This window comes from Acidithiobacillus sp. YTS05, from assembly GCF_024396695.1.
Lineage (GTDB): Bacteria > Pseudomonadota > Gammaproteobacteria > Acidithiobacillales > Acidithiobacillaceae > Igneacidithiobacillus > Igneacidithiobacillus copahuensis.
In genome coordinates this window covers 1,673,745-1,694,874 of record NZ_CP094359.1, presented here as the reverse complement: position 1 = coordinate 1,694,874, position 21,130 = coordinate 1,673,745, and the positions used below count along the sequence as shown (strand labels likewise).

At 60.0% G+C, this 21,130-nt stretch carries 20 protein-coding genes and 1 tRNA gene; 18 read left to right on the top strand and 3 right to left on the bottom strand.

The window, feature by feature from the left end:
• Window positions 1–191: 191 nt before the first annotated feature.
• Together MQE22_RS08395 and MQE22_RS13870 are read left to right on the top strand one after the other, a co-directional pair.
• Window positions 192–1,397, top strand: a complete 1,206-nt coding sequence (locus MQE22_RS08395) for an AAA family ATPase (RefSeq protein WP_255789524.1) — start codon at window positions 192–194, stop codon at window positions 1,395–1,397.
• Window positions 1,397–1,918 carry an RloB domain-containing protein gene (locus tag MQE22_RS13870; RefSeq protein WP_483190446.1) on the top strand — a complete coding sequence of 174 codons (522 nt, stop codon included), beginning with the start codon at window positions 1,397–1,399 and terminating at the stop codon, window positions 1,916–1,918. Before MQE22_RS08395 ends, MQE22_RS13870 begins: the two co-directional genes overlap by 1 nt.
• 71 nt (window positions 1,919–1,989) lie before the next feature.
• Here the strand turns inward: MQE22_RS13870 and MQE22_RS08390 are convergent, their stop codons facing one another.
• Window positions 1,990–2,298: a chorismate mutase gene (locus MQE22_RS08390; protein ID WP_255789523.1), complete on the bottom strand. Its 309-nt coding sequence runs from the start codon at window positions 2,296–2,298 to the stop codon at window positions 1,990–1,992.
• Window positions 2,299–2,467: 169 nt separating this feature from the next.
• Between MQE22_RS08390 and MQE22_RS08385 the strand changes: the two genes are divergently transcribed.
• Genes MQE22_RS08385 through MQE22_RS08355 form a run of 7 tightly spaced genes read left to right on the top strand, consistent with a single transcriptional unit; the run spans window position 2,468 to window position 8,699 of the window.
• Window positions 2,468–3,208, top strand: a complete 741-nt coding sequence (locus MQE22_RS08385; RefSeq protein WP_255789521.1) for a VirB8 family type IV secretion system protein — start codon at window positions 2,468–2,470, stop codon at window positions 3,206–3,208.
• Between the two features lie 12 nt (window positions 3,209–3,220).
• Window positions 3,221–4,279, top strand: a complete 1,059-nt coding sequence (locus tag MQE22_RS08380) for a TrbG/VirB9 family P-type conjugative transfer protein (RefSeq protein ID WP_255789519.1) — start codon at window positions 3,221–3,223, stop codon at window positions 4,277–4,279.
• Between the two features lie 11 nt (window positions 4,280–4,290).
• The gene (locus MQE22_RS08375; RefSeq protein ID WP_255789518.1) at window positions 4,291–5,541 is read left to right on the top strand and encodes a TraB/TrbI/VirB10 family type IV secretion system protein; all 1,251 of its coding nucleotides are present in this window, start codon (window positions 4,291–4,293) and stop codon (window positions 5,539–5,541) included.
• 12 nt (window positions 5,542–5,553) lie between these two features.
• Entirely contained in the window at window positions 5,554–6,147 is a 594-nt protein-coding gene (locus MQE22_RS08370; protein ID WP_255789517.1) for a hypothetical protein, read from the top strand.
• Window positions 6,144–6,449, top strand: coding sequence for a hypothetical protein (locus tag MQE22_RS08365; protein WP_255789516.1), 306 nt, complete (start codon window positions 6,144–6,146; stop codon window positions 6,447–6,449). The genes MQE22_RS08370 and MQE22_RS08365 overlap by 4 nt, the downstream gene beginning before the upstream one ends.
• A gap of 40 nt (window positions 6,450–6,489) precedes the next feature.
• Window positions 6,490–7,353 carry a ParA family protein gene (locus MQE22_RS08360; protein WP_255789515.1) on the top strand — a complete coding sequence of 288 codons (864 nt, stop codon included), beginning with the start codon at window positions 6,490–6,492 and terminating at the stop codon, window positions 7,351–7,353.
• Between the two features lie 2 nt (window positions 7,354–7,355).
• A complete protein-coding gene (locus tag MQE22_RS08355; RefSeq protein ID WP_255789514.1) occupies window positions 7,356–8,699 on the top strand; it encodes a ParB/RepB/Spo0J family partition protein in 1,344 nt (447 codons plus the stop codon).
• Between the two features lie 148 nt (window positions 8,700–8,847).
• On the opposite strand, the gene MQE22_RS08350 is transcribed toward MQE22_RS08355, so the two are convergent.
• Both MQE22_RS08350 and MQE22_RS08345 read right to left on the bottom strand, forming a co-directional pair.
• Window positions 8,848–8,923 (bottom strand) — tRNA-Thr (locus tag MQE22_RS08350).
• An 85-nt stretch (window positions 8,924–9,008) separates the two neighbouring features.
• A complete protein-coding gene (locus tag MQE22_RS08345; RefSeq protein WP_215871845.1) occupies window positions 9,009–10,214 on the bottom strand; it encodes a class I SAM-dependent rRNA methyltransferase in 1,206 nt (401 codons plus the stop codon).
• Window positions 10,215–10,310: 96 nt separating this feature from the next.
• On the opposite strand from MQE22_RS08345, the gene mtnA reads away from it, so the two are divergent.
• From mtnA to cmk, 9 genes are all read left to right on the top strand, one after another.
• Entirely contained in the window at window positions 10,311–11,342 is a 1,032-nt protein-coding gene (gene mtnA / locus MQE22_RS08340) for an S-methyl-5-thioribose-1-phosphate isomerase (protein ID WP_215871844.1), read from the top strand.
• A 66-nt stretch (window positions 11,343–11,408) separates the two neighbouring features.
• Window positions 11,409–13,952 (top strand): DNA gyrase subunit A, encoded by a 2,544-nt coding sequence (gene gyrA, locus MQE22_RS08335; RefSeq protein ID WP_215871843.1) that lies wholly within the window; start codon window positions 11,409–11,411, stop codon window positions 13,950–13,952.
• Entirely contained in the window at window positions 13,952–15,037 is a 1,086-nt protein-coding gene (gene serC, locus MQE22_RS08330; protein WP_215871842.1) for a 3-phosphoserine/phosphohydroxythreonine transaminase, read from the top strand. Before gyrA ends, serC begins: the two co-directional genes overlap by 1 nt.
• A complete protein-coding gene (gene pheA / locus MQE22_RS08325) occupies window positions 15,030–16,115 on the top strand; it encodes a prephenate dehydratase (RefSeq protein WP_215871841.1) in 1,086 nt (361 codons plus the stop codon). Before serC ends, pheA begins: the two co-directional genes overlap by 8 nt.
• The gene (hisC, locus tag MQE22_RS08320; RefSeq protein WP_215871840.1) at window positions 16,115–17,206 is read left to right on the top strand and encodes a histidinol-phosphate transaminase; all 1,092 of its coding nucleotides are present in this window, start codon (window positions 16,115–16,117) and stop codon (window positions 17,204–17,206) included. The genes pheA and hisC overlap by 1 nt, the downstream gene beginning before the upstream one ends.
• Window positions 17,207–17,209: 3 nt before the next feature.
• A complete protein-coding gene (aroF, locus tag MQE22_RS08315) occupies window positions 17,210–18,226 on the top strand; it encodes a 3-deoxy-7-phosphoheptulonate synthase (RefSeq protein ID WP_215871839.1) in 1,017 nt (338 codons plus the stop codon).
• A gap of 1 nt (window position 18,227) precedes the next feature.
• Window positions 18,228–19,106, top strand: a complete 879-nt coding sequence (locus tag MQE22_RS08310) for a prephenate dehydrogenase (RefSeq protein ID WP_215871838.1) — start codon at window positions 18,228–18,230, stop codon at window positions 19,104–19,106.
• 8 nt (window positions 19,107–19,114) lie between these two features.
• The gene (aroA, locus tag MQE22_RS08305) at window positions 19,115–20,413 is read left to right on the top strand and encodes a 3-phosphoshikimate 1-carboxyvinyltransferase (protein WP_215871837.1); all 1,299 of its coding nucleotides are present in this window, start codon (window positions 19,115–19,117) and stop codon (window positions 20,411–20,413) included.
• Window positions 20,410–21,111, top strand: a complete 702-nt coding sequence (cmk, locus tag MQE22_RS08300) for a (d)CMP kinase (protein WP_215871836.1) — start codon at window positions 20,410–20,412, stop codon at window positions 21,109–21,111. The genes aroA and cmk overlap by 4 nt, the downstream gene beginning before the upstream one ends.
• The last annotated feature ends 19 nt before the right edge of the window (window positions 21,112–21,130 follow it).

The following is a 21,130-nucleotide window of genomic DNA, read 5'->3' as shown; positions in this document are numbered from 1 at the left end:
GCTTGCAGCGGGGCTTTTTGGTATCGGGGTCGAACCTTAGCTATGACATCTGGGCTTCGGCTGGTTGAAGTGAGTCGCAACCCAAGCGCTATTTGTTCAGATTACCAGATTGGTGGACGCGACGTTGCCATAGGTATAAACTCATTTGACACAAAATTCTGTGCGAAATGGCGTGAAACGGTGAGAAGACTATGCTGCACAGCTATGCGGTGACCAATTTTCAGTCTTTTAGAGACCGGGTCGAGGTTGATTTTACGGCTAACCAAAGGGCTTCCGACTCCGACTGGCTCGTGACCGATGGTGGTGGCCATAAGGTATCCAAGGCGATGGTGATCGTCGGTGCGAATGCCTCCGGCAAGACGGCACTGTTGAAGCCGGTAGCCTTTCTGGGTTGGTTCTTGAGCTCCTCCTTTTTGCAGACACAGCCTGGTTCCCCAATACCCCTGTCTCCACATTTCGCCAACGCTAATAGTCCAATAGAGATTGAATGCATCGCGGAGGTCGGAAACGTTCTCTGGAAATACCTACTTCGCTGCACACCGCAGCGTGTCCTACATGAGTCGCTCCATCGCAAGCAGGGTCGAAGGTATCGCCATGTGTTTATCCGCGATTGGAATGAGACAAAAGTAGGATACACCGTGAAGCAGCAGGAGTTTGGATTAGACCAAAACAAGGCACAGGAGGTTAGGCCAAACGTCTCCTTGGTAGCTTGGGCAGCACAATACGGTGTTCCTTTGGCACTGACGTTGGCCACTCCTATTGTGAGCAGCAATGTCAATATGATTGGTCGTGTCCAGACGGGTGACATGGCGGTTATTCAAGCTGGAAAAAGCCTGGCCGAAAACCCAAAGTTGCTCGAGCAGATTCAGAATCTGTTGCGGGGCTGGGATTTTGGGCTATCCGGCGTGAGCATACGTGAGTCGAACATGATGGTGCAGGCCGTGGACTTAAGCAGCCCCGATGCCGGCCAAAAAATTTGGGTTCCTATCGGTCATCATGACAGCCGTGGGAAAAGTTACGAATTACCATTTTTCTTGGAATCAAACGGCACCAAAACCGCGTTATCGTTGCTTTCGTTACTGCTACCAACGCTGAGCCGTGGTGGTCTAGCGGTGATCGATGAGTTTGAGAGTGACTTGCATCCCCATATGCTCTCTGCAATCCTGGATCTGTTCGCCAGTCGCTATACAAATCCGCATAACGCGCAGCTGCTATTTACGAGCCACGCGATTGAGGTCCTAGATTTATTGGGGAAACATCAAGTGATGTTGGTGGAGAAAAACGAAGAGTGCGAAAGCAGTGCTTTCCGTCTTGATCAGATCAATGGCGTTCGCTCCGATGTCAGCCTATATGGTAAATACATGGCCGGTGCATTTGGCGCCGTTCCCAATCTGTAATGCCAAGTCGTCGGAGGTTACGTCTGCAGCAATGTCGTACTCTTCTCCTTGTCGTCGAGGGGGAGACGGAAGAAGCTTTTGTGAATCACCTCCGAAAAATGTACGTATCACGTGGAAGCGGCCTGAAAATTACCGTGCGATGTGCTCATGGTAAAGGCGCAAAACATGTTGTTGAATATGCTGCTCGACTACGCGGGTCGGCCAGTTTTGACCGTGTGGCGGTGTTATTGGACACAGATACGGACTGGACGTCAGAGGTGCAAAGACTCGCAAAAGAAAAAGGGATTCACGTATTGGGGTCCCAGCCTTGTATCGAGGCTGTACTGTTGCGTGCCATAGGGCAACCAGCGGAGGGAAAGTCTCGGGAGTTGAAATCGCGCCTAGCTCCATTTGTCAACGATAATGCCCTAGATTCTCGCAATTATGATTCCCACTTCGGGGATGATGTATTGCAACGTGCGAGGACCACAGAGCCGGTGCTGAACGATTTATTAGGGCTACTCAACATCGAGCAGTGGTAAAAGTAGGCCCCACTCCGGTTTGGATTTATGGGGTTGGATGTGTAGCTAGGCGAAGTATTGTGGTTCTTGGTCTACGGTTGAAGCATTGCGTGTTCAGCCAATTCCGCATCAATAAAGCCGGCAATCATCGCACGATAGACCCGCTCCGTAACCGTAGAATTTGCTCCGAGCTCTTCAGGCAGGGCAGTGACTCTGGCAATGACCTGCTCAACCCGCTGAGGCGCTTTGACTGCATCAGTACTTTTCTTGAACCGTGCCGCCTGCTTGACGTAGGCCCCTCGTTCAGCCAGAAGGGCAACAATGTTTCGGTCGATATCGTCAATTTGCTGGCGAACCTCCTCAAGGCTTTGACAATTCTTGATGTGGTCCAAAAGCTTCATCCCCTAGTTGCCCATCGTCACGATTAGGACATGAGTATATCTTGATTCTATGCGGTTGGGCAGTTCGCCACATGTAGGCCAAGGGTGGCTGTTTCTTCCCTACCTATCCCCTTTTCGGCTGGCTATACCAGAACAGGAACTGGTTTTGGCCTGATGAGAGGATTGCCCGATGGCAAAAAAACAACCCCCTTCCTCCTTGGAGGAGCTGGATACATTTCTGGAGAGACTGGATGGCGAGGAAAGTTCTGCCGTCAAGGCGTATCTCGTGGCACAGCGCATCTGGCTGGAACGCTACGGAACGCATATTGCCGGCGAACGGAACTGGCGCAAGGTGGCTTTTGCGGCGCTCGGGATTGCCGCGCTGTTTGGGGCGGGTATGGTCTACGAGGCGGATCGGGTCCATACCATCCCCTGGGTGGTCCAGGTCAATCACCTGGGACAGGCAGTACACCTGGCTCAGGAGGTACAGGAGGGTACCCTGGACCTCCCCGTCGTGCGTCACGTCATCGCCAATTGGGTAGTCAAGGTTCGCGAGCGCATTCCGGTCGTGGCTGCCGAAAAGCAGATCTACAAGTCGACCTATGATGTTGTGGGCAATCGCGAAAGCGGGCGGCTCACTGCCTATTACCAGCACCACAATCCCTACTCCAACTTTACCAAAAACGAAGGTGGGCGCACCGTCAAGATTCTTTCCGTACTGCCGGTTGGGACAGTGACCGCCAAGGGCGGAACCATGCAGGTGGAGTGGCAGGAGACGCAGTATGGTTCCAGTGGCTCCATCCAGTGGCAGAAGGAATACCAGGGTACGGTCACGTATCGCGTACAGCCTCCCTCGGACAACCCCAAAGTCCTGCAGGCCGATCCCTTCGGCATCTTCATCACCTCTTTCACCTGGAACCCCATTCCATAAAGGAGAATTCTCATGCGTCAGTCGATTCTTTGTGCGGCCGTCGCCGCATCCCTCTTGAGCTGCAGTGGACTTGCTGTTGCTCATGTCGTCACCACGTCCCCGGCACCTGATGGTATCTCCGGGCAGGTACCGGCCATTCACCAGAGTATCCAGACCGTTGACCAGCCCAATGTCACTACCAATGGGGTGTCTGCAGAATCGTCTGCGGAGATCTGGCAGCAGGCGATCAAGGCGCCACCCGAGGGGAAAATCTCGGCGCGCTCCAAGAAAGCCATGGAAGCGGCCCTGGTCGCCGCCTATGAGGCAGGCAAGACCCAAAATCTACCCCCCATTGCCGGCACGAATGGGGAAGTCCTCTATGCCTTCGGGCAGAGCCTGCCGACGTTGGTGACAGCACCACTACATACCTCCCTGATCTTGCTGCAACGCGGAATGAAGAATCCGCAAGGCCAGGGGTTGACCCCTGGGTACTGGCAGCTAAAAACCCTCATGGCGGGGGATCAGCCGGAATTGGCGGTCACACCGCGCTTTGCCGGCCTGCATGGCAATCTCGTGATCACCGGCAGCTCTCGTAGCGGAAAGCCGATGATCTATGTCGTCGAGGTGACTTCCGATGCCCGCCGTTACACGCCGATGATCGGGTTTTATTACCCCGGCAGTATCGAGTATTCCTGGAAGCAGGATCAGCAGGCTTCCGCGGCCAAGGCTAAGCAGGTAGCGACCGAAACCGTCGCCACCCTCCCCAGCATCAATGCCACCGATCTCGACTTCTCCTGGAAGATGCGTTGCGCCGGTGGCGGCTGGTTCAGCAGCAGCGACTGCCGTTCCATCCTGCCAGAGCGGGTCTTTGATGATGGAAAGCAGACCTTCATCCAGTTCAAGCCGGGACAGGGAAGCCATGGCGGCATTCCCTCGATCCTCGCAGAAAATGTCGCAGGCCAGCCGGCCATCATCAATACCACGTTCCGCGACGGGTACTACATCGTCGATGGCGTGCCCCAAAAGATTCTGCTTCTCGCAGGCAAGGGGAGCAGTGGCAAGGTGGTCAAGCTCATCCACGAGCGCCCCTAAGGAGGGAAGTCATGGCAAACAACGACACTCCCCTGGGCGAGGGTTCTGCAGGCAAAGTCCACGGAACCCTGCTACCCGACAAGAATCGCCTGGGAGCGCATCTCAAATCCGGGCGGATCGTGGCCTACACGGTTGCCGGGTTCGTCATCGTCGGTGGTGCAGGTTTCGCCGCCATCGATCTGTTTCACGGGTTTGGAAGTGGTACGGGCCCTGCCAAGGAGGTCATTCATAGGCCACCCAACATCGCGCCGGGAAAGCGGGAGTCGGCTTCGATTCATAGCCCGACCAGCAAGACGCAGTCTTCCACGGCAGCAACCCAGTCGGGTGCGAAGGCGTCCACTCAGTCTCCCGTCACGCCGGCGACTACGACCCCAGCACAGCCGGACCCGCAGGTTACTGCGCTCTATCAGGCGCTCAAAGGCGCGGGCTCTACGGTGACCTGGGGAAACGATCGGGAGAGCAAGACTTCGGCGGCTTCGAGTCGGCCGATTGCGGGCGCGGTGCAGCTGGCAGCCGCGCTGGCCAAGAAAGCCGAGCACAAACAGGCGGAAAACGTATACAGCACCCATCTGGTGCGACGAGAGGTGAGCCCGTATGAACTGCTCCAGGGAACGGTCATCCCGGCCATTCTGACGCAGGGAATCAAATCAGACCTCGCTGGCCGGGTAAAAGCTGTCGTCGCCCATCCAGTCTACAACAGCCTGAATGCCTCGTATGTACTCATCCCTGCCGGATCGACCCTGATCGGCAGCTATCGCAATGCGGTGGCCATGGGACAAGACCGTCTGGGCGTAGAGTGGACGCGCATCGAATTCCCGAATGGCACTTACCTCCAGCTCAGCCGGATGCCGGGCACGTCGCCTCGCGGCTATGTCGGCTTCCATGACCTGGTGGACGACCATACCTGGGAGATTTTCAAGAACGCCTTGCTGCTCTCCCTCATCGATGTGGGCATGGCCGTTGCGAGTCCCGTCAGCACCGAGAACAACACCACGGGCGTGACGGGGAATGAGGCCTTGCAGGATGGGGAACAGGCCCTGGCGCAGACCTTTGGCCAGGCCGAGGCGCAGCTCTTTCAGCGCTACATCAATGTGTCGCCGACTCTGACCATTCGCCCGGGCTATGCCTTCAACGTGGTGGTGACCAGGGACCTGGTATTTCCCGGTCCCTATCGCCAAGGTGTCAATGACGTGGGTACGGGTGTGGGATCGGTCTCCGTCGCGGGTCCGGCGCTACCCACTGAACCCAACCCCTACGGATAAGGGAGAAAGCTCATGAGGGAATTGTTATGGAAAGGAATCGACTGGCGGGCTGTCGCCAGAGCCGAAGGGAAGTGGGCACTGGGTTTCGTGCTTTTTTGGTTGATTCTCCTGGATATTGTCCTGATTTTGATCTGCAGCAGTGCCCAATCCCTGGGTGAGATTGGGAGACAGATTGCATTGCACCCGCAAAGTGGGCCGGATATCCACCATGTTATGGCGATGTTCGGTGGATTAGTGTTTCTGGCGCTCGTGGTGATAGAAATCACTCGCCTCATAGGCACTGTGCATCGGCGGATAGCTGCCCAGGACCCTGTTCTGGCAAAGAAGATTCAGGCCTATGCCCTGATCTTCGGAGGTATCTTTCTGGTGGGGGGAAGCTCCTTTCTCCTGCACTTTGGCACGGGTTCTCGTCCGGTTCCGCCGCCGAAGCCACCAGTTTTCCATCCCTTTGTGGGTACTCGGTACCGGGCGCTGATTCACGAAAAGACGATTCCGGGCAAACTGGTGTCGGAGTACACCAAAAACATCGTTGGGCCCGCACAGGTCAAGTCGCTCGGCGCAGGTCGCTACCTGGTGCAATTCGAAAAAAGGGGGATGCCGGAATGAAGAGCCGGATCATTCCCCGCCTGCGTCGGGATTTGATGGATCCCTTGTACCTCGAGGATGCGGATGCCCGCTCGAAGCGGGTCTGTGAAGAAATCGTCCGTCGCCCCCTCGAAGAACTACGCTCCCTGGGCCTGCGGCGGGCCAATCGTCCCGCCCCGGAGCCACCCTACGAGCCGTTTGCGGTAGCACTGACCCCAGATGCCGCTGCCAAGCTTGCGCGGCTGCCGGCAAGCGTCAGCGTCTCGGCAATCGTCCAGGAGTTTCTCAGACCGGCAGGTAAAATCCAGAAGCGCAACGGATGAAGGCTATACCCGATCAGCTACCATCACCGGAGGACCTATCGTGAAGCCAAAATTTTTTGTGTTTGCCAATCAGAAGGGCGGGGTAGGGAAAACGACCCTGGCCGCGCACATGGCGATCCATGCCCACCAGATGGGATACCGCGTCCTGCTGGTCGATCTGGACCAGCAAGGAAGTGCCACTTACCTCTGTACCGGCGACGGAGAATACCACCAGACGGATGAGAATACCGCGCTGGACCTGTGGTATCCCGACCGCCAGATACCCATCCAGCAGTCGCCTGTGTATGGCTTTGACTTCCTGCAGGCCTCGTCGGCGCTCGATGTGGTCGATGACGACCTGGAAGCGGCCATACTCGCCCTGCGACGGCTGGAGACCCTGGAAACGGATCAGGGGCGGTATCACCTGGTGGTCATTGATTGCCCACCGGCACCCGGAGTGCGGCAGGTGGCACCGCTGATGGTGGCGGACAAGCATATCGTCCCGGTCACACCGGATGCGCTGGGTACCCAGGGACTCCTCTCCATCATCCAGACCAATCTCGAGAGCATTCTGCCGGTCAATCCTCAGCTGGAGTTTCGGGTCCTGATCAACCGGCTCAAGGCAAATTCCGCGAAGAATCATGCAACGGCCAAGGAGCTGGTGGAGAAGATTCCCGAATGGATCATTCCGCATCTGCTCTTCGATCGGGAAGATGTCCGCACGGCACTGCGGCTGGGCAAGCCGTACTGGGAACTGTGCCGCGACGATGGGCAAAAGGATGCCTGGTATCAGGCCTTTGACTTTCTGCTCGCCAATGTTCCAGACGACGATGACGACCCCAATCTCCGGGAGACCGACGAACCGAAGGACGCCGAGGCGGCTTTGGCATCGCAGGAGCTGGCAGCAGCCAGCGAAGGAGGATAAGCATGAAAGACTCGGTACTAAAAGGACTGAACCTCGACCGTGCGAAGGCCGCCTTGCAATCGAAACCCGAGGACCTCGGGAAGCCCTCGCTGGTGGCTTTGTACCTTCCGCTGGATGCGATCATGCCGGATCCCGACCAGCCACGGCGCAGCGTGGAGGGAGGGGAAGGAGGTGACCAGAGTCTGGAGGATCTGGCGGCCAGTATCCTGCAGCATGGGGTAATTCAGCCCATCACGGTAGAGGCGGTAGAGAAAGGGAAATACCAGATCATTGCCGGTGAGCGGCGCTGGCGTGCGGCAAAAAAAGCGTTGGAAAGCGGCCAGGCCTGCGCGCGCAAGGGGTATGACCTGCAGCGTATTCCCGCAGTGATTCTGCAGTCTGAAAGCCCCACAGACCGCATGGAAATGCAGCTGGTGGAGAACCTGGCACGCTCAGACATGCGTAACGAGGATGTCGCCCAGGCACTGCAGACCTTGCTGGAGACCCTTAAGGTGAGCAAGGCAGAACTGGCCCGGCGATTGGGACGGTCGCCATCTTGGGTGGACCAGGTATTGGCCAAAGGTAGCGAGGATGCAAGGCAGATCGCTAAGCAGATAGGACTTTCTTTGGAAACCATCGGTGGCCGTGAATTGCAGCGCATGATCTTGTGGAAAAAAGATCCTACCAGATCTTCTTTGCTGGAATTGGTAGCAAATGCCCTGCAGACGGGAATTCCGTTCTCGCGAGGACTCCTGGATGAGATGGAAACTCGCCACATCCTGGAGGGGCGTTTTCCAGAGCTTCGGGGACGGAAGCTCCCGATCGAGGATCTACAATTCGTTGCGGACCATATTCAGAACTCTGATCCGGTCAAACAGTACAGGGCCCAGCGAATCCTGGACGGAGAGCCGGAACCCCTGGAACGGCCGTTGCCGGAACGGGCAACTGAACCCGTAGTACAGCAGGAACCCAAGACTCCTAAAGTCCGTGAAGATGTGGGTGCAGAGAGTGGTGCAGACGAGTTGGAGACCAACGCAGGTGTGGTCAGGGACCCGGAGATCGAGTCTCAAGATTACGAGGAAGAGGGGGAAAAGGACCCCGGCTCTTCCCCGGTTCCTCTGGAGGAGGAAGACAGCTACCCAATCAGACCCGAAGCAGCAATGGTGGAAGGAGCCAGCGAGGAGATTCCGGAGGTCCCTCAGAGCCACGCCTCTGTGGCGCCGTCTGTTGGAGTCTCCACTCTGTCTGTGCCCATTCCCATTGCTCTGGTCGAGCGCATCTTCGATTGTGCAGGAATGTCCTGTGACCTGTCGGCTGTGGACGCCCGAGCCGTTGTGACGGCTCTGGAAAAACTGATTTCTGGCTAAATTACCCTACCCCCTGGATAGACAGCCTTGCCCCCTCGCGGGGCTTTTTTATTGCCCAGGATTGACTGGCATCTGATTTGACTGCACCAATTAGTGCACCAATTAGGAAAAATGAAGCTGGAGTTTATTCGTAACACGTTGATTTATTTGGTGCCGTTGAGGGGAATCGAACCTCTGACCTACTGATTACGAATCAGTTGCTCTACCGACTGAGCTACAACGGCATGACTGCTTTCTACGGGCCAGTAATGGTAGCGATATGGCGCCGCTTTTGTCAAAAACCGATGCCGCTGCTTGGATGTAAGCGGACTAGGCGTCGGTCTCTGTCTGCGGATCGGGTCGCTGCAGCAGGAAGCCCTTGAGGTAACGGCTCTCCGGTACGGCGGGAGGGACGGGATGGTCCAGATCCTGACCGCCTTCGGCGAGGATGACGCTGGGGCTGCGCACGGCGGCGTGGCCGATTTCCCGCAGCAGCATCTCCCGCGACATATGGAAGGAGCAGGAAGCGGTGAAAAGCAGTCCGCCAGGGCGCAGCAGGCGCAGGGCGAGGTCGTTGAGGCGTCGATAGGCCTGTACGCCTTCCTTCATGTCCTTGCGCGATTTGATCAGCGCCGGCGGATCGAGGACGATGAGATCAAAGCTCTCCCCCTGATCACGCAGCAGACGCAGGCTTTCCAGGGCATCGCCTTGTTGGGCGCGAATCTGTCCGAGGCTATTGGCTGCCACATTGCGCTGCAAGAGCGCAAGGGCGCTGGCGGAGGCGTCGATTGCCAGCACCTCGCTGGCTCCTGCCTTGGCGAGCGGCAGGGCGAATGCACCACTGTAGCTGAACAGGTCGAGCACCCGGCGCCCCGCAGCAAAGCGCTGCAACAGGCGGCGATTGGCACGGTGATCGTAGAACCAGCCGGTCTTTTGTCCGGCATACGGATCGATCGTGAAACGGCAGCCATTTTCTTCGATCTCGATGGTAGCGGGTACTTCGCCGGCCAGCACTTCGACCCGCTCGGGCAGTCCTTCCATCTTGCGCGCGACGCCAGTCGCCTTGAGCAGGATGCCCTGTTGCGGAATTTCCGCCTGCAGTGCCGCGACGATCTGGGAAAGGTCGCGTTCCATGCCCTGACTGCCAATCTGCAGCACCAGAAAATCCCCGTGGCGGTCGATGATCAGACCGGGCAGACCATCGCCTTCGCCATGCACCAGACGATAGTAGGGAGAATCGAGCAGACGCTCCCGCAGACGCAGGGCAGCGGCAAGGCGCCCGCGGTAGAAGCCGATGTCGATGGCCTCGCGTACATCGCGGGTCAGCAGACGGGCACAGAGCAAGGAATGCGGACTGAGATGGGCGAGTCCCAGGGCATGGCCCTGACTGTCTTCTACCTGCACTACGCTTCCTGGTTCCAGCTGCGCAAAGGGGGTTTGTGCGGTATCGACCTCGTTGCTGTAGATCCAAACGTGGCCCGCACGCAGGCGGCGATCTTCGTGGCGACGGAGGCGGAGGGGAGGGTAGCTGGACATGAAGGAATTCCTGAGTCGTTGTTGTCGTGGCGAATTTTACAGACTCCTCGCTGCTTCGTATATTGGCGCCAATCCATCGCCCAAGGAGTGTGCCTCATGCGTGCCGAGATCCGCCCGATTCGTTGGCAGGACCATCAGTTGCTGTTGCTGGACCAGCGCCGTCTACCGGCCGAGGAGACCTATCTGGAACTCGCGGACTACCGCGCGGCCGGCCAGGCAATCACCGATATGGTGGTGCGGGGTGCTCCGGCAATCGGCATCACTGCCGCCTACGCCATGGTCCTGGCGATGGACAGCGTCGCCCAGCAAGCCGATTGGCAGATGGCACTGGCAGCAGCAGCAGACGAATTGCGGGCGGCAAGGCCAACGGCGGTGAATCTCGCCTGGGCCATCGACCGACAACTGCAGCTGGCGCGTGCGCAATCCAGTGCAGCGGCGGCGCGGACAGCCCTGTTGCAAGCCGCCCATGATCTCCTCGCCCAAGACATCGCCGACAATCAACGCATGGGGCGCTTTGGGGTCGAAGCCCTGCCGGAGCGCGGTGGGATCCTCACGCATTGTAATACCGGGAGTCTGGCGACCGGTGGTTATGGTACCGCTTTGGGGGTGATTCGCGCCGGTTTTGCTGCCGGCCGCGACTGGCAGATTTACGCCGATGAAACGCGCCCCTGGTTGCAGGGTGCACGGCTGACGGCCTGGGAGTTGCAGAAAGAGGGGATTCCTTTCTCTCTGAATGTGGACGCGGCCTCTGGTCATTTGATGGCAACGGGCAGGATCCAGGCAGTCATCGTCGGTGCCGACCGCATTGCCGCCAACGGCGACGCGGCGAATAAGATCGGAACCTACAGCCTGGCGGTGCTGGCCCACTATCATCAGATTCCCTTCTTCGTTGCTGCACCGCTGAGCACGGTGGATTTTGCCATGCCGGAGGGCAGTCAGATTGTCATCGAAGAACGCGCGGCCGACGAGGTGCGCAACTGTGGTGGTCGCCAGATGTCCCCAGCGGAGGTGGCGGTGCGCAATCCTGCCTTCGATGTCACCCCGGCGAAGCTCATCGCCGGCATCATTACCGAACGGGGGGTGGCACGGGCACCCTACACCCAGGCGTTGGCAGCCCTGCGCGGCTGAGCGAGTGCGCGGCCCGGCGAATGCTGGCATAATCCCTTGATGTCTCGATCGTTGGATACACAATAAATGGTAGACTTCGCCAAAGAAACCATCCCCGTCAGTCTCGAACAGGAGATGCGGCAGTCCTATCTGGACTACGCCATGAGTGTGATTGTCGGGCGTGCCCTGCCCGATGTCCGCGACGGTCTCAAGCCCGTGCATCGACGTGTGCTCTACGCCATGCACGAGATGAACAACGACTGGAACAAGCCCTACAAGAAGTCGGCGCGCGTAGTGGGCGATGTGATTGGTAAATATCACCCGCACGGAGACACGGCGGTCTACGACACCATCGTGCGTATGGCGCAGGATTTTTCTATGCGCTACCCGCTCATTGACGGACAAGGCAACTTTGGTTCGGTGGATGGCGATAGCCCGGCGGCCATGCGTTACACCGAGGTGCGCATGGCGCGGATTGCGCACGAGATGCTCGCGGATATCGACAAGGAGACCGTCGACTTCGGCCCCAACTACGATGAAAAGGAAGTCGAGCCGCTGGTCCTGCCGGCGCGCATTCCCAACCTGCTGATCAATGGCTCGGCGGGTATCGCTGTGGGTATGGCCACCAACATCCCGCCGCACAACCTGACGGAGGTGATGAACGCCTGTGTGGCCCTGATCGATAATCCAGAGCTAAGCGATGAAAACTTGTTCGCCCTGGTGCCGGCGCCAGATTTCCCGACCGCGGGCATCATCCTGGGGCGCGAAGGAGCGTTGGAGGCCTATCGTAGCGGCCGGGGACGGGTGGTGATGCGCGCCCGCGCGGAGTTTGAAACCGACAAAAAATCCGGGCGCCAGAGCATCATCGTCACCGAGCTCCCCTATCAGGTGAACAAGGCTAGACTCATCGAGCGCATTGCCGAGATGGTCAAGGAAAAGCGCTTGGATGGCATCTCCGACCTGCGCGACGAATCCGACAAGTCGGGTATGCGCATTGCCATCGAACTCAAGCGCGATGCCAATGGCGACGTGGTGCTGAACAATCTCTACCAGCACAGTGCCATGCAGAGCGTTTTCAATATCAATACGGTCGCCCTTCTCGATGGCGCGCCGCGCACGCTGGGGCTGCGCGACCTGTTGCAAGCCTTCCTACGCCATCGTCGCGAAGTCGTTACCCGCCGCAGCATCTTCGAGCTGCGCAAGGCCCGCGACCGCGCCCACATTCTCGAAGGGCTCGCGGTTGCCCTCGCCAATATCGACGCTCTGATCGCCCTCATCCGCGCTGCCGCCAGCCCGGCGGAGGCCAAGGCGCAGATGCTGGCGCGGGTCTGGCAACCGGGCATGGTCGAGGCTTTGTTGCGCGAACGCGGCGAGCCATCGGCGGGACTGCAGGCGGACGGCTATCATCTCTCCGAGGCGCAGGCACAAGCCATTCTCGACCTGCGGCTGCACCGGTTGACGGGTCTGGAGCAGGACAAGATTCGCGATGAGTATCTCGGTCTGCTCGAACGGATTGGCGAGCTCCTCGCCATCCTTGGCTCCGAGGCACGGCTGATGGCGGTGGTGCGGGAAGAGCTGGTCGCTATCCGTGACCAGTACGGCGATGCCCGGCGCAGTGAGATCGTGGCGAATACCGGGGACATCAGCAATGAGGACCTGATTGCCGAAGAGGACATGGTCGTTACCTTTACCCACGCCGGCTACATCAAGGCGCAGCCGGTAACCGCCTTCAATGCGCAGCGGCGCGGCGGGCGCGGCAAGGTGGCGACCACCACCAAGGAAGAGGATTTTGTCGAGCGGATGTTCGTCGCTTCGACGCATGCCTATGTGCTCTTCTTCAGCAATCTGGGCAAGGTCTTCTGGGAAAAGGTCTATCAGCTTCCGCAGGCGGGACGCGGCGCGCGCGGCAAGCCCATCGTCAATCTCTTGTCCCTTGCCCCCACTGAGCGCATCACCACGGTGCTGCCGGTGCGCGAATTCCTCGAAGGCTACTACGTTTGCATGGTCACGGCCCATGGCGTGGTCAAAAAGACCCCGCTGATGGACTACTCGCGGCCTCGCAACCAGGGCATCAATGCCATCAATCTCGATCCGGGGGATCGCCTGGTGGCCGTCTGTCTTTCCGATGGTCAGCGGGAATTCATGCTCTTCACCCGCGACGGTATGGCGGTGCGTTTCCCAGAGGACAAGGTGCGGCCCATGGGTCGTACCGCGCGGGGCGTACGTGGTATCTCCCTGGCGGAGGAGGACCGCGTCATCTCCGCGCAACTGGTCGAGGAAAATCAGGTCATCCTCACCGCTACGGCCAATGGTTATGGCAAGCTCACGCCGGTGGCCGAGTATCGCCGCACCAATCGCGGTGGCAAAGGGGTCATCGCCATTCAGACGACTGCCCGCAACGGCAAGGTCGTTGGCGCCCTGGCGGTGCAGGACAGCGACGAACTGATGCTGGTCTCCGACGGTGGCACTCTGATCCGCATGGCCGTAAAGGAAATCCGCCGCACGGGCCGCAACGCCCAGGGTGTGCGTCTGATCAATCTGGGGGAAGGGGAACACTTGGCAGGCCTGGCGCTGATTGCCGATACGGAAGACGACGAGGAGGGGCAGGGAGAACTGCCCGTAGATCTGTGATGCCGCAAGAAATCTATAATTTCGGCGCCGGTCCGGCGGTATTGCCCAAGCCGGTCCTGGCGCAGGTGCAGGAAGAACTCCCAGACTGGCATGGCAGCGGCATGTCGGTGATGGAGATGAGTCATCGTGGCCGCGAGTACATGGGTATCATTGCGCAGGCCGAGGCCGATCTGCGTACACTGCTCGCGATTCCCGAAAACTATCGGGTCCTGTTCCTGCAGGGCGGCGCCAGCCAGCAGTTTGCCATGGTACCGATGAACCTGCTCGCGGGCGGTCGTGCCGCCTATGTCGAGACCGGTATCTGGTCGCGCAAGGCGAGCAGCGAGGCACGGCGCTTTGGCGAGATCGATGTCATCGCCAGTAACGCGACGGCAGCGGACCATGCCGTGCCGCGGCAGGAAAGCTGGCAACTGCGCCCCGAGCATCGCTACTGCCACATTGCCGACAATGAGACGATCGACGGTATCGAATTTGATTTCATTCCTGAGTTGGGAGAAGTACCGCTGGTCAGTGATGCCTCTTCCAATATCCTCTCCAAACCTTTGGATGTCAGTCGTTTTGGCCTGATCTATGCGGGGGCGCAGAAGAATATCGGACCGGCAGGGCTGACCCTGGTCATCGTCCGCGAGGATCTGCTGGGCAAGGCGGGGCCGCAGGTACCGACCATGCTCAACTATGCGGTGCATGCGGAAAACGCTTCGATGTACAACACGCCGCCTACCTTTGCCATTTACGTGGCGGGGCTGGTGTTTCGCTGGCTATTGCAGCAGGGCGGCCTGCCGGCTATGGCCGAAATCAATGCCCGCAAGGCAACGGCATTGTATGCTGCCATCGACGGTTCCGAGGGTTTCTACCGGAATGACGTCGCCACCGCCAATCGTTCGCGCATGAATGTACCGTTCTTTCTGCGCGATAGTCGTCTGGATGGTGAATTTTTGCAGGAAGCGGGGCAGCGGGGACTGCTACAACTCAAGGGCCATCGCCTGTTGAGCGGCATGCGCGCCTCGATCTACAACGCCATGCCCGAGGCCGGGGTACGGGCTTTGGTCGATTTCCTCCACGATTTTGCCCACCGCCATGGCTGAAGCGGGGGAGACAGAACTGCTGCAGTTGCGGCAGGAGATTGATCGTGTCGACAGCGAAATCCTGCGTTTGCTTTCGGAACGAGGACGTCTGGCGCAGCGCGTGGGGGTCTGCAAGCGGGCAGCCGGCAGTAGCCAGTTCTACCACCCCGACCGCGAGGGGGAGATTCTGCGTCGGGTGATGGCAGAGAACCCCGGGCCCTTTGCCGCCGAGCAGGTGGGCAGGATCTTCCGGGAGATCATTTCTGCCGGGCTGGCGCTGGAGCAGTCGCTGCAGGTGGCCTATCTCGGACCAGAGGGGACTTTTTCGCAGCTGGCTGCCGAGAAGCAGTTCGGTACGTCGGCGAGCTTCGTCCCCGTTGCCAACATTGCCGAGATCTTCCGTCAGACCGACAGCGGGTCCACGCAATTTGGTGTCGTGCCGGTGGAAAACAGCACCGAGGGGGCGGTCAACCAGACCCTCGACTTGATGTTGGACTATCCCCTGCAAATCTGCGGCGAGGTGGAACTGCGCATTGTCCACAATTTGGTAGCGTCTATCCCGCGGGCGGCCATCCGTCGCGTGCATGTGCACTATCAGACCCGCGCTCAGTGTCGCCAGTGGCTGGCGCAGAATCTGCCCGCCGTCGAGCTCTGCGATGCGCCGAGCAATGCGGAGGCAGCGCAGCGTGCGGCAGCGGATCCGGAGGGTGCGGCCATCTCCACCCTGGCGGCCGCCCAGCATGCCGGACTGGAGCTGCTTGCCCAAGGGATCGAGGACAACCCCGAAAACAGTACCCGTTTTTGGGTGATCGGCAAGATTGCTACACGCAGCACCGGTGCCGACAAGACCAGCATCGTGGTCGGTGGCGCGCATCGGGCCGGCAGCCTGCACGCCTTGCTCGCGCCCTTTGCCGACGCTGGCATCAGCCTGACGCGGATCGAGTCGCGACCCGCTCGCGGCGCGCTCTGGCAGTATGTCTTTTACCTCGACTTTCTCGGTCATCAGCAGGATCCGGCGGTACGCTCCACCCTGTTGGCGCTGCAGGAGCAGGCGGCATTCGTGCGTATTCTCGGTAGTTATCCCAAGGCGGTGTTTTGATGTCTTTCTCGGTTCAGCCCATGCCCTGGGTCCAGGGCCTGCAATCCTACCAACCGGGCAAACCCCTGGCGGCGCTGGAGCGCGAACTCGGCATTCGCGATGCCATCAAACTGGCTTCCAACGAAAATCCGCTGGGCACCAGCGCCCGCGTGCAAGAAGCCATCAGTGCCGCCTGCCGCAGCCTGGGACGGTATCCAGAGGGTGCCGCGCCAGAGTTGCGCGCCGCCCTCGCCGCCAAACATGGAGTGGCAGAACAGCAGATCCTTTTTGGCAATGGCTCGGACGAGATCATCACCATGCTCTGCCGCGCCTTTGCCGGGCCGGGCACAGAGGTGATCGTGTCCCAATATGCCTTTGCCGCCTATGCCATTGCGGCACGCTCGGTGGGAGCGGAACTCGTGCAGGTAGCCGCTCGCGACTATGGCCATGATCTCGATGCCATGGCCGCGCGAGTTGGTCCTTCTACCCGCCTGATCTTTCTGGCGAATCCCAATAATCCTACGGGCACGCATTTTTCCAGTGCCGAGCTGGATGCTTTCCTCGCGCGGGTACCAGCGCAGGTGTTGGTCGTGCTCGATGAGGCCTATGCGCAACTGATGTCCGCGCAGGACTACCCCAACGGCCTGGAACGTTTGCCAGCGCATCCCAATCTTTTGCTTACGCGCACCTTCAGTAAGGCCTACGGGTTGGCGGGGCTGCGCCTGGGCTACGCCGTCGCCCATCCCGAACTCATCGCCCTCCTCGAACGGCTGCGTTTGCCCTTCAATGTCAACAGTCTGGCGCAGGTGGCGGGCTGTGCTGCCCTGGCCGACAGCGAGCATCTGCAGGCGACCTTGGCGAACAATGCCGTGGGTCTCGCTCTGCTTGCCGATGGACTGCAAAAATTTGGATTGACAATATTGCCGGCTGCGGGCAACTTTATCACCTTTTTCACCCCCGGCCCGGCGCAGCCTGTGTATGAGGCCCTGCTGCGCCGAGGGGTGATCGTGCGGCCGCTCTTGCCTTACGGAATGCCCTCCCATCTGCGCGTCAGTGTGGGCACCCCGCAGGAAAACCGGCGTTTTTTACAGACTTTGGGTGAGGTACTCTGAATCATGATCGTCATCGTCAAACCCCAGGCAACTGCCGAGCAACGCGAGCAATTGCTGCGACGGATCCGCGAACTGGGATTGCAACCCATGGTCAGCAATGGCTCCGAGCGGACCGTGGTTGGCCTCATTGGCGACGAACGGCTGATTGCCGAGGGAATGTTGGAGTCCTTGCCCGCCGTGGAACAGGTCATGCCCATTCTCAAACCGTATAAACTCGTCAGCCGTGAATTCAAGGCCAGTGACAGTATCGTCGAAGTCCGCGGAATCCCCTTTGGCGGCAAGCAGATTCAGGTAATCGCCGGTCCCTGCTCGGTGGAAACGCCAGAGCAGATGCGCCAGGCGGCGGCGGCAGTCCAGGCGGCCGGCTGTCGCCTGATGCGGGGGGGTGCGTTCAAGCCGCGTACCAGTCCCTACACCTTTCAGGGGGTGGGGGATGAGGGGCTCGACTTTTTCCGCGACGCCGCCGACGCTTTCAATCTGCCTATCGTTACCGAACTGATGGATGTGCGCAAAATCGATCTCTTCCTGGAAAAGCGGGTCGACGTCATCCAGATCGGCACCCGCAACATGCAGAATTTCGATCTGCTCAAAGAGGTGGGTCGCCTGGAAGTGCCCATCATTCTCAAACGGGGCATGAGCGCCACCGTCAAAGAATGGCTGATGGCCGCTGAATACATCGCCGCCCACGGCAATCACCGCATTATCTTTGCCGAACGCGGCATCCGCAGCTTCGAGACCAGCTACCGCAATATCCTCGATGTTACCGCCATCCCCTTCCTCAAAAAGGAGACCCATCTGCCGGTCATCGTCGATCCCAGTCATGCCGGCGGCAAGGCCTGGTTGGTGCCTGCCCTGGCCAAGGCCGCCATCGCTGCTGGGGCCGACGGTCTGCTCATCGAGTCGCATCCCTGCCCGGAAGAGGCCTGGTGTGATGCCGATCAGGCACTGAGCCCCGAACAGCTCAAAATCCTGATGGCCGATCTGCGCAAGCTGGCCGAGGCCATTGGTCGCGAACTCTGAGATGTCCACCTTTCCCTTCCAAAACATCGCCATCATTGGCCTGGGGCTGATGGGAGGGAGCCTGGCGCTGGCGTTACGGGCGCGGGGATATACCGGGATCCTGCAGGGAGCAGGTGGCTCGGCATCGGATCTGGGGCTGGCGAGAAGCGCGCAGGGACACGGTCGCGCGGTGTTTGACGAGATTTGCGAAGACCCCGCGGATTTGCCTCTCGGCGCGGTCGACCTCCTGATCCTGGCGGTGCCGCCGGCGGCGTTATCGGTGTATTTCGCGCTGGCCGCCGAGAACTTGCCGGCGGCCGCCGTTGTCACCGACCTGGCGAGTGTCAAGGCGAACAATGTCGCCAAGGGAGAGGCGCTGCTGGGGGCGCGCTATCAATCTTCGCACCCGCTCATCGGTGCGGAGCAGCACGGTTTTGCGGCGGCGCACGCGGATCTTTACCGGGATTACCGTTGCATTCTGTGTCAGGGTTCCGTAACCGACGCAGAGGTTGATGAGCGTCTGACCGGTTTTTGGACAGCACTGGGTGCCGAAGTCTTGCACCTGGATGTGGCGACCCACGACACCGCCCTGGCCGCGACCAGTCACCTGCCGCATCTCCTCGCCTTCGCCTACCTTGAGCTCCTTGGCGCAGAGCCGGAGTTGGCCCTGCTGGCGGGCGGTGGCTTGCGCGACTTCAGCCGCATTGCCGCGAGCGACCCGCGGCTCTGGGCCGACATCCTCTGGCAGAATCGTGCTGCCGTGCGAGCTCGACTGGCGCGTCTGCAAGAGGGCTTGGGGCGGCTCGACGGAGTCCTGGCTGGGGAAGACCCGGCTCCTTTGCTTGCCAGTCTGAGCCGCGGACAACAGACCCGCTCCCGTTTTCGCTTTCCTTCGTCATGAGGCAGACCATGCAGTATCTCGTCCAGCCCGGCGGCGCCTTGCGCGGGCGCCTGCGCGTTCCGGGGGATAAATCGATTTCCCATCGCGCCGTCATCCTCGGTGCCCTGGCCGAGGGAGTGACGGAAGTCAGTGGCCTTCTGGAAGGCGCAGATGTCCTGGCTACCATCGCTGCGTTCCGCGCCATGGGCGTGCAGATCGACGGGCCGGACGACGGCAAGCTGCGGATCCAGGGGGTTGGTCTGCACGGACTGCGCGCGCCGGCAAAACCCCTCGACTGTGGGAACTCCGGTACCGCCATGCGCCTCCTGGCGGGGGTGCTAGCGGGGCAAGACTTTCCCAGCACTCTGGTAGGTGACGAGAGTCTGCATCGGCGTCCCATGGGGCGGGTGATCGACCCTTTGCAGGCCATGGGGGCACGGATCGCGTCCAAGGAGGGCAAGGCGCCGCTGCAGATCGAGGGTACGCGGCTGCACGGCATCGACTATACCCTGCCGATGGCGAGCGCCCAGGTAAAGTCGGCAATCCTGCTGGCGGGTCTGTACGCCGCGGGTCAGACCTGTGTACGTGAACCGGCTCTCACTCGCGATCACAGTGAGCGCATGCTGCGCGGCTTTGGCTATGAGGTGTCGCAAGAACCTTTGCGCGCCTGTCTGCAAGGGGGCGGGCGCTTGGCAGGACAATGCATCGACGTGCCTGCCGACATCTCCTCGGCCACCTTCTTCCTGCTCGGCGCGACCATCGCCCCAGGCTCTGACCTGCTCTTGGAAAATGTCGGTATCAATCCCACCCGCACCGGCGTCATCGAGATCCTGACCCGTATGGGCGCGCGCATCGACCTCACCCAGTTGCGTGAGGTAGGAGGCGAAGCGGTGGCGGATATTCGGGTGCGGTCCAGTCAGCTGCACGGCATCGATATTCCGCCGCGTCTGGTGCCCCTGGCCATCGACGAATTCCCAGCGATCTTTATCGCCGCCGCCTGCGCCGAGGGGCAGACGCGGGTGCGCGAGGCGGAAGAGCTGCGGGTCAAGGAAAGCGATCGCATCGCGGTGATGGCCGCGGGATTGCGGAATCTGGGAGTTCTGGTGGAGGAAACCGCCGATGGCGCGCGCATCGATGGCGGCCAAATACGTGGGGGAACAGTGGACAGCCACGGTGATCATCGCATCGCCATGTCCTTCGCCATGGCTGCCTTGCGTGCCGAGGAAGCGATCCAGATCCTGGATTGCGAAAATGTCGCTACCTCGTTCCCCACTTTCCCCGTGCTTGCCCGCCAGGCGGGCCTGGATCTGGCGCAGGTGGTCTCATGAGCAACGTTCCGGTCATCACCATCGATGGCCCTGGTGGCGTCGGCAAGGGTACCCTCAGCCGACTGCTCGCCGCGCGCCTCGGTTGGCATTTACTCGACAGTGGCTTGATCTATCGCGCCGCGGGGCTGGCGGCGGCGCGTGCTGGCCTGCTCCAGGCGCAGCCGCTGGATGAGGTGCCACTGATTGCCCTGGCGCGGGATCTGCCGTTGCATTTTGCAGAACAGGACGCTGCGACCCATGCGTTCCTCCATGGCGAGGATGTTACCGAGGAATTACGTAGTGCCGAGGCGGGACAGCGTGCCTCGCAACTGGCCGTGATTGCGGATCTGCGGCGCGCACTGCTGCAACGGCAACGGGATTTCCGCCAGCCGCCCGGTCTTGTAGCTGACGGTCGCGATATGGGAACGGTGGTGTTTCCTGATGCGCCCCTCAAGGTATTTATTACTGCAAGTGTCGAAGAACGTTCCAAGCGGCGCCTAAAACAGTTGCTAGAACAGGGAGCTAGTGCTACTCTCGCGCAGGTTGAAAGGGAGATCGCCGAGCGCGATCGCCGTGATCGCGAGCGCAGTGTCGCGCCTCTGGTGCCTGCACCGGATGCGCGCGTTCTGGACAATAGCGGTCAGACCATTGAACAGACTTTTCGGGTTCTCGAAGGGTGGACGCGTGACGCCCTCGGGGAGTTTTTTTGTTGCCAATGATGGCAGTTACAGCATGTAT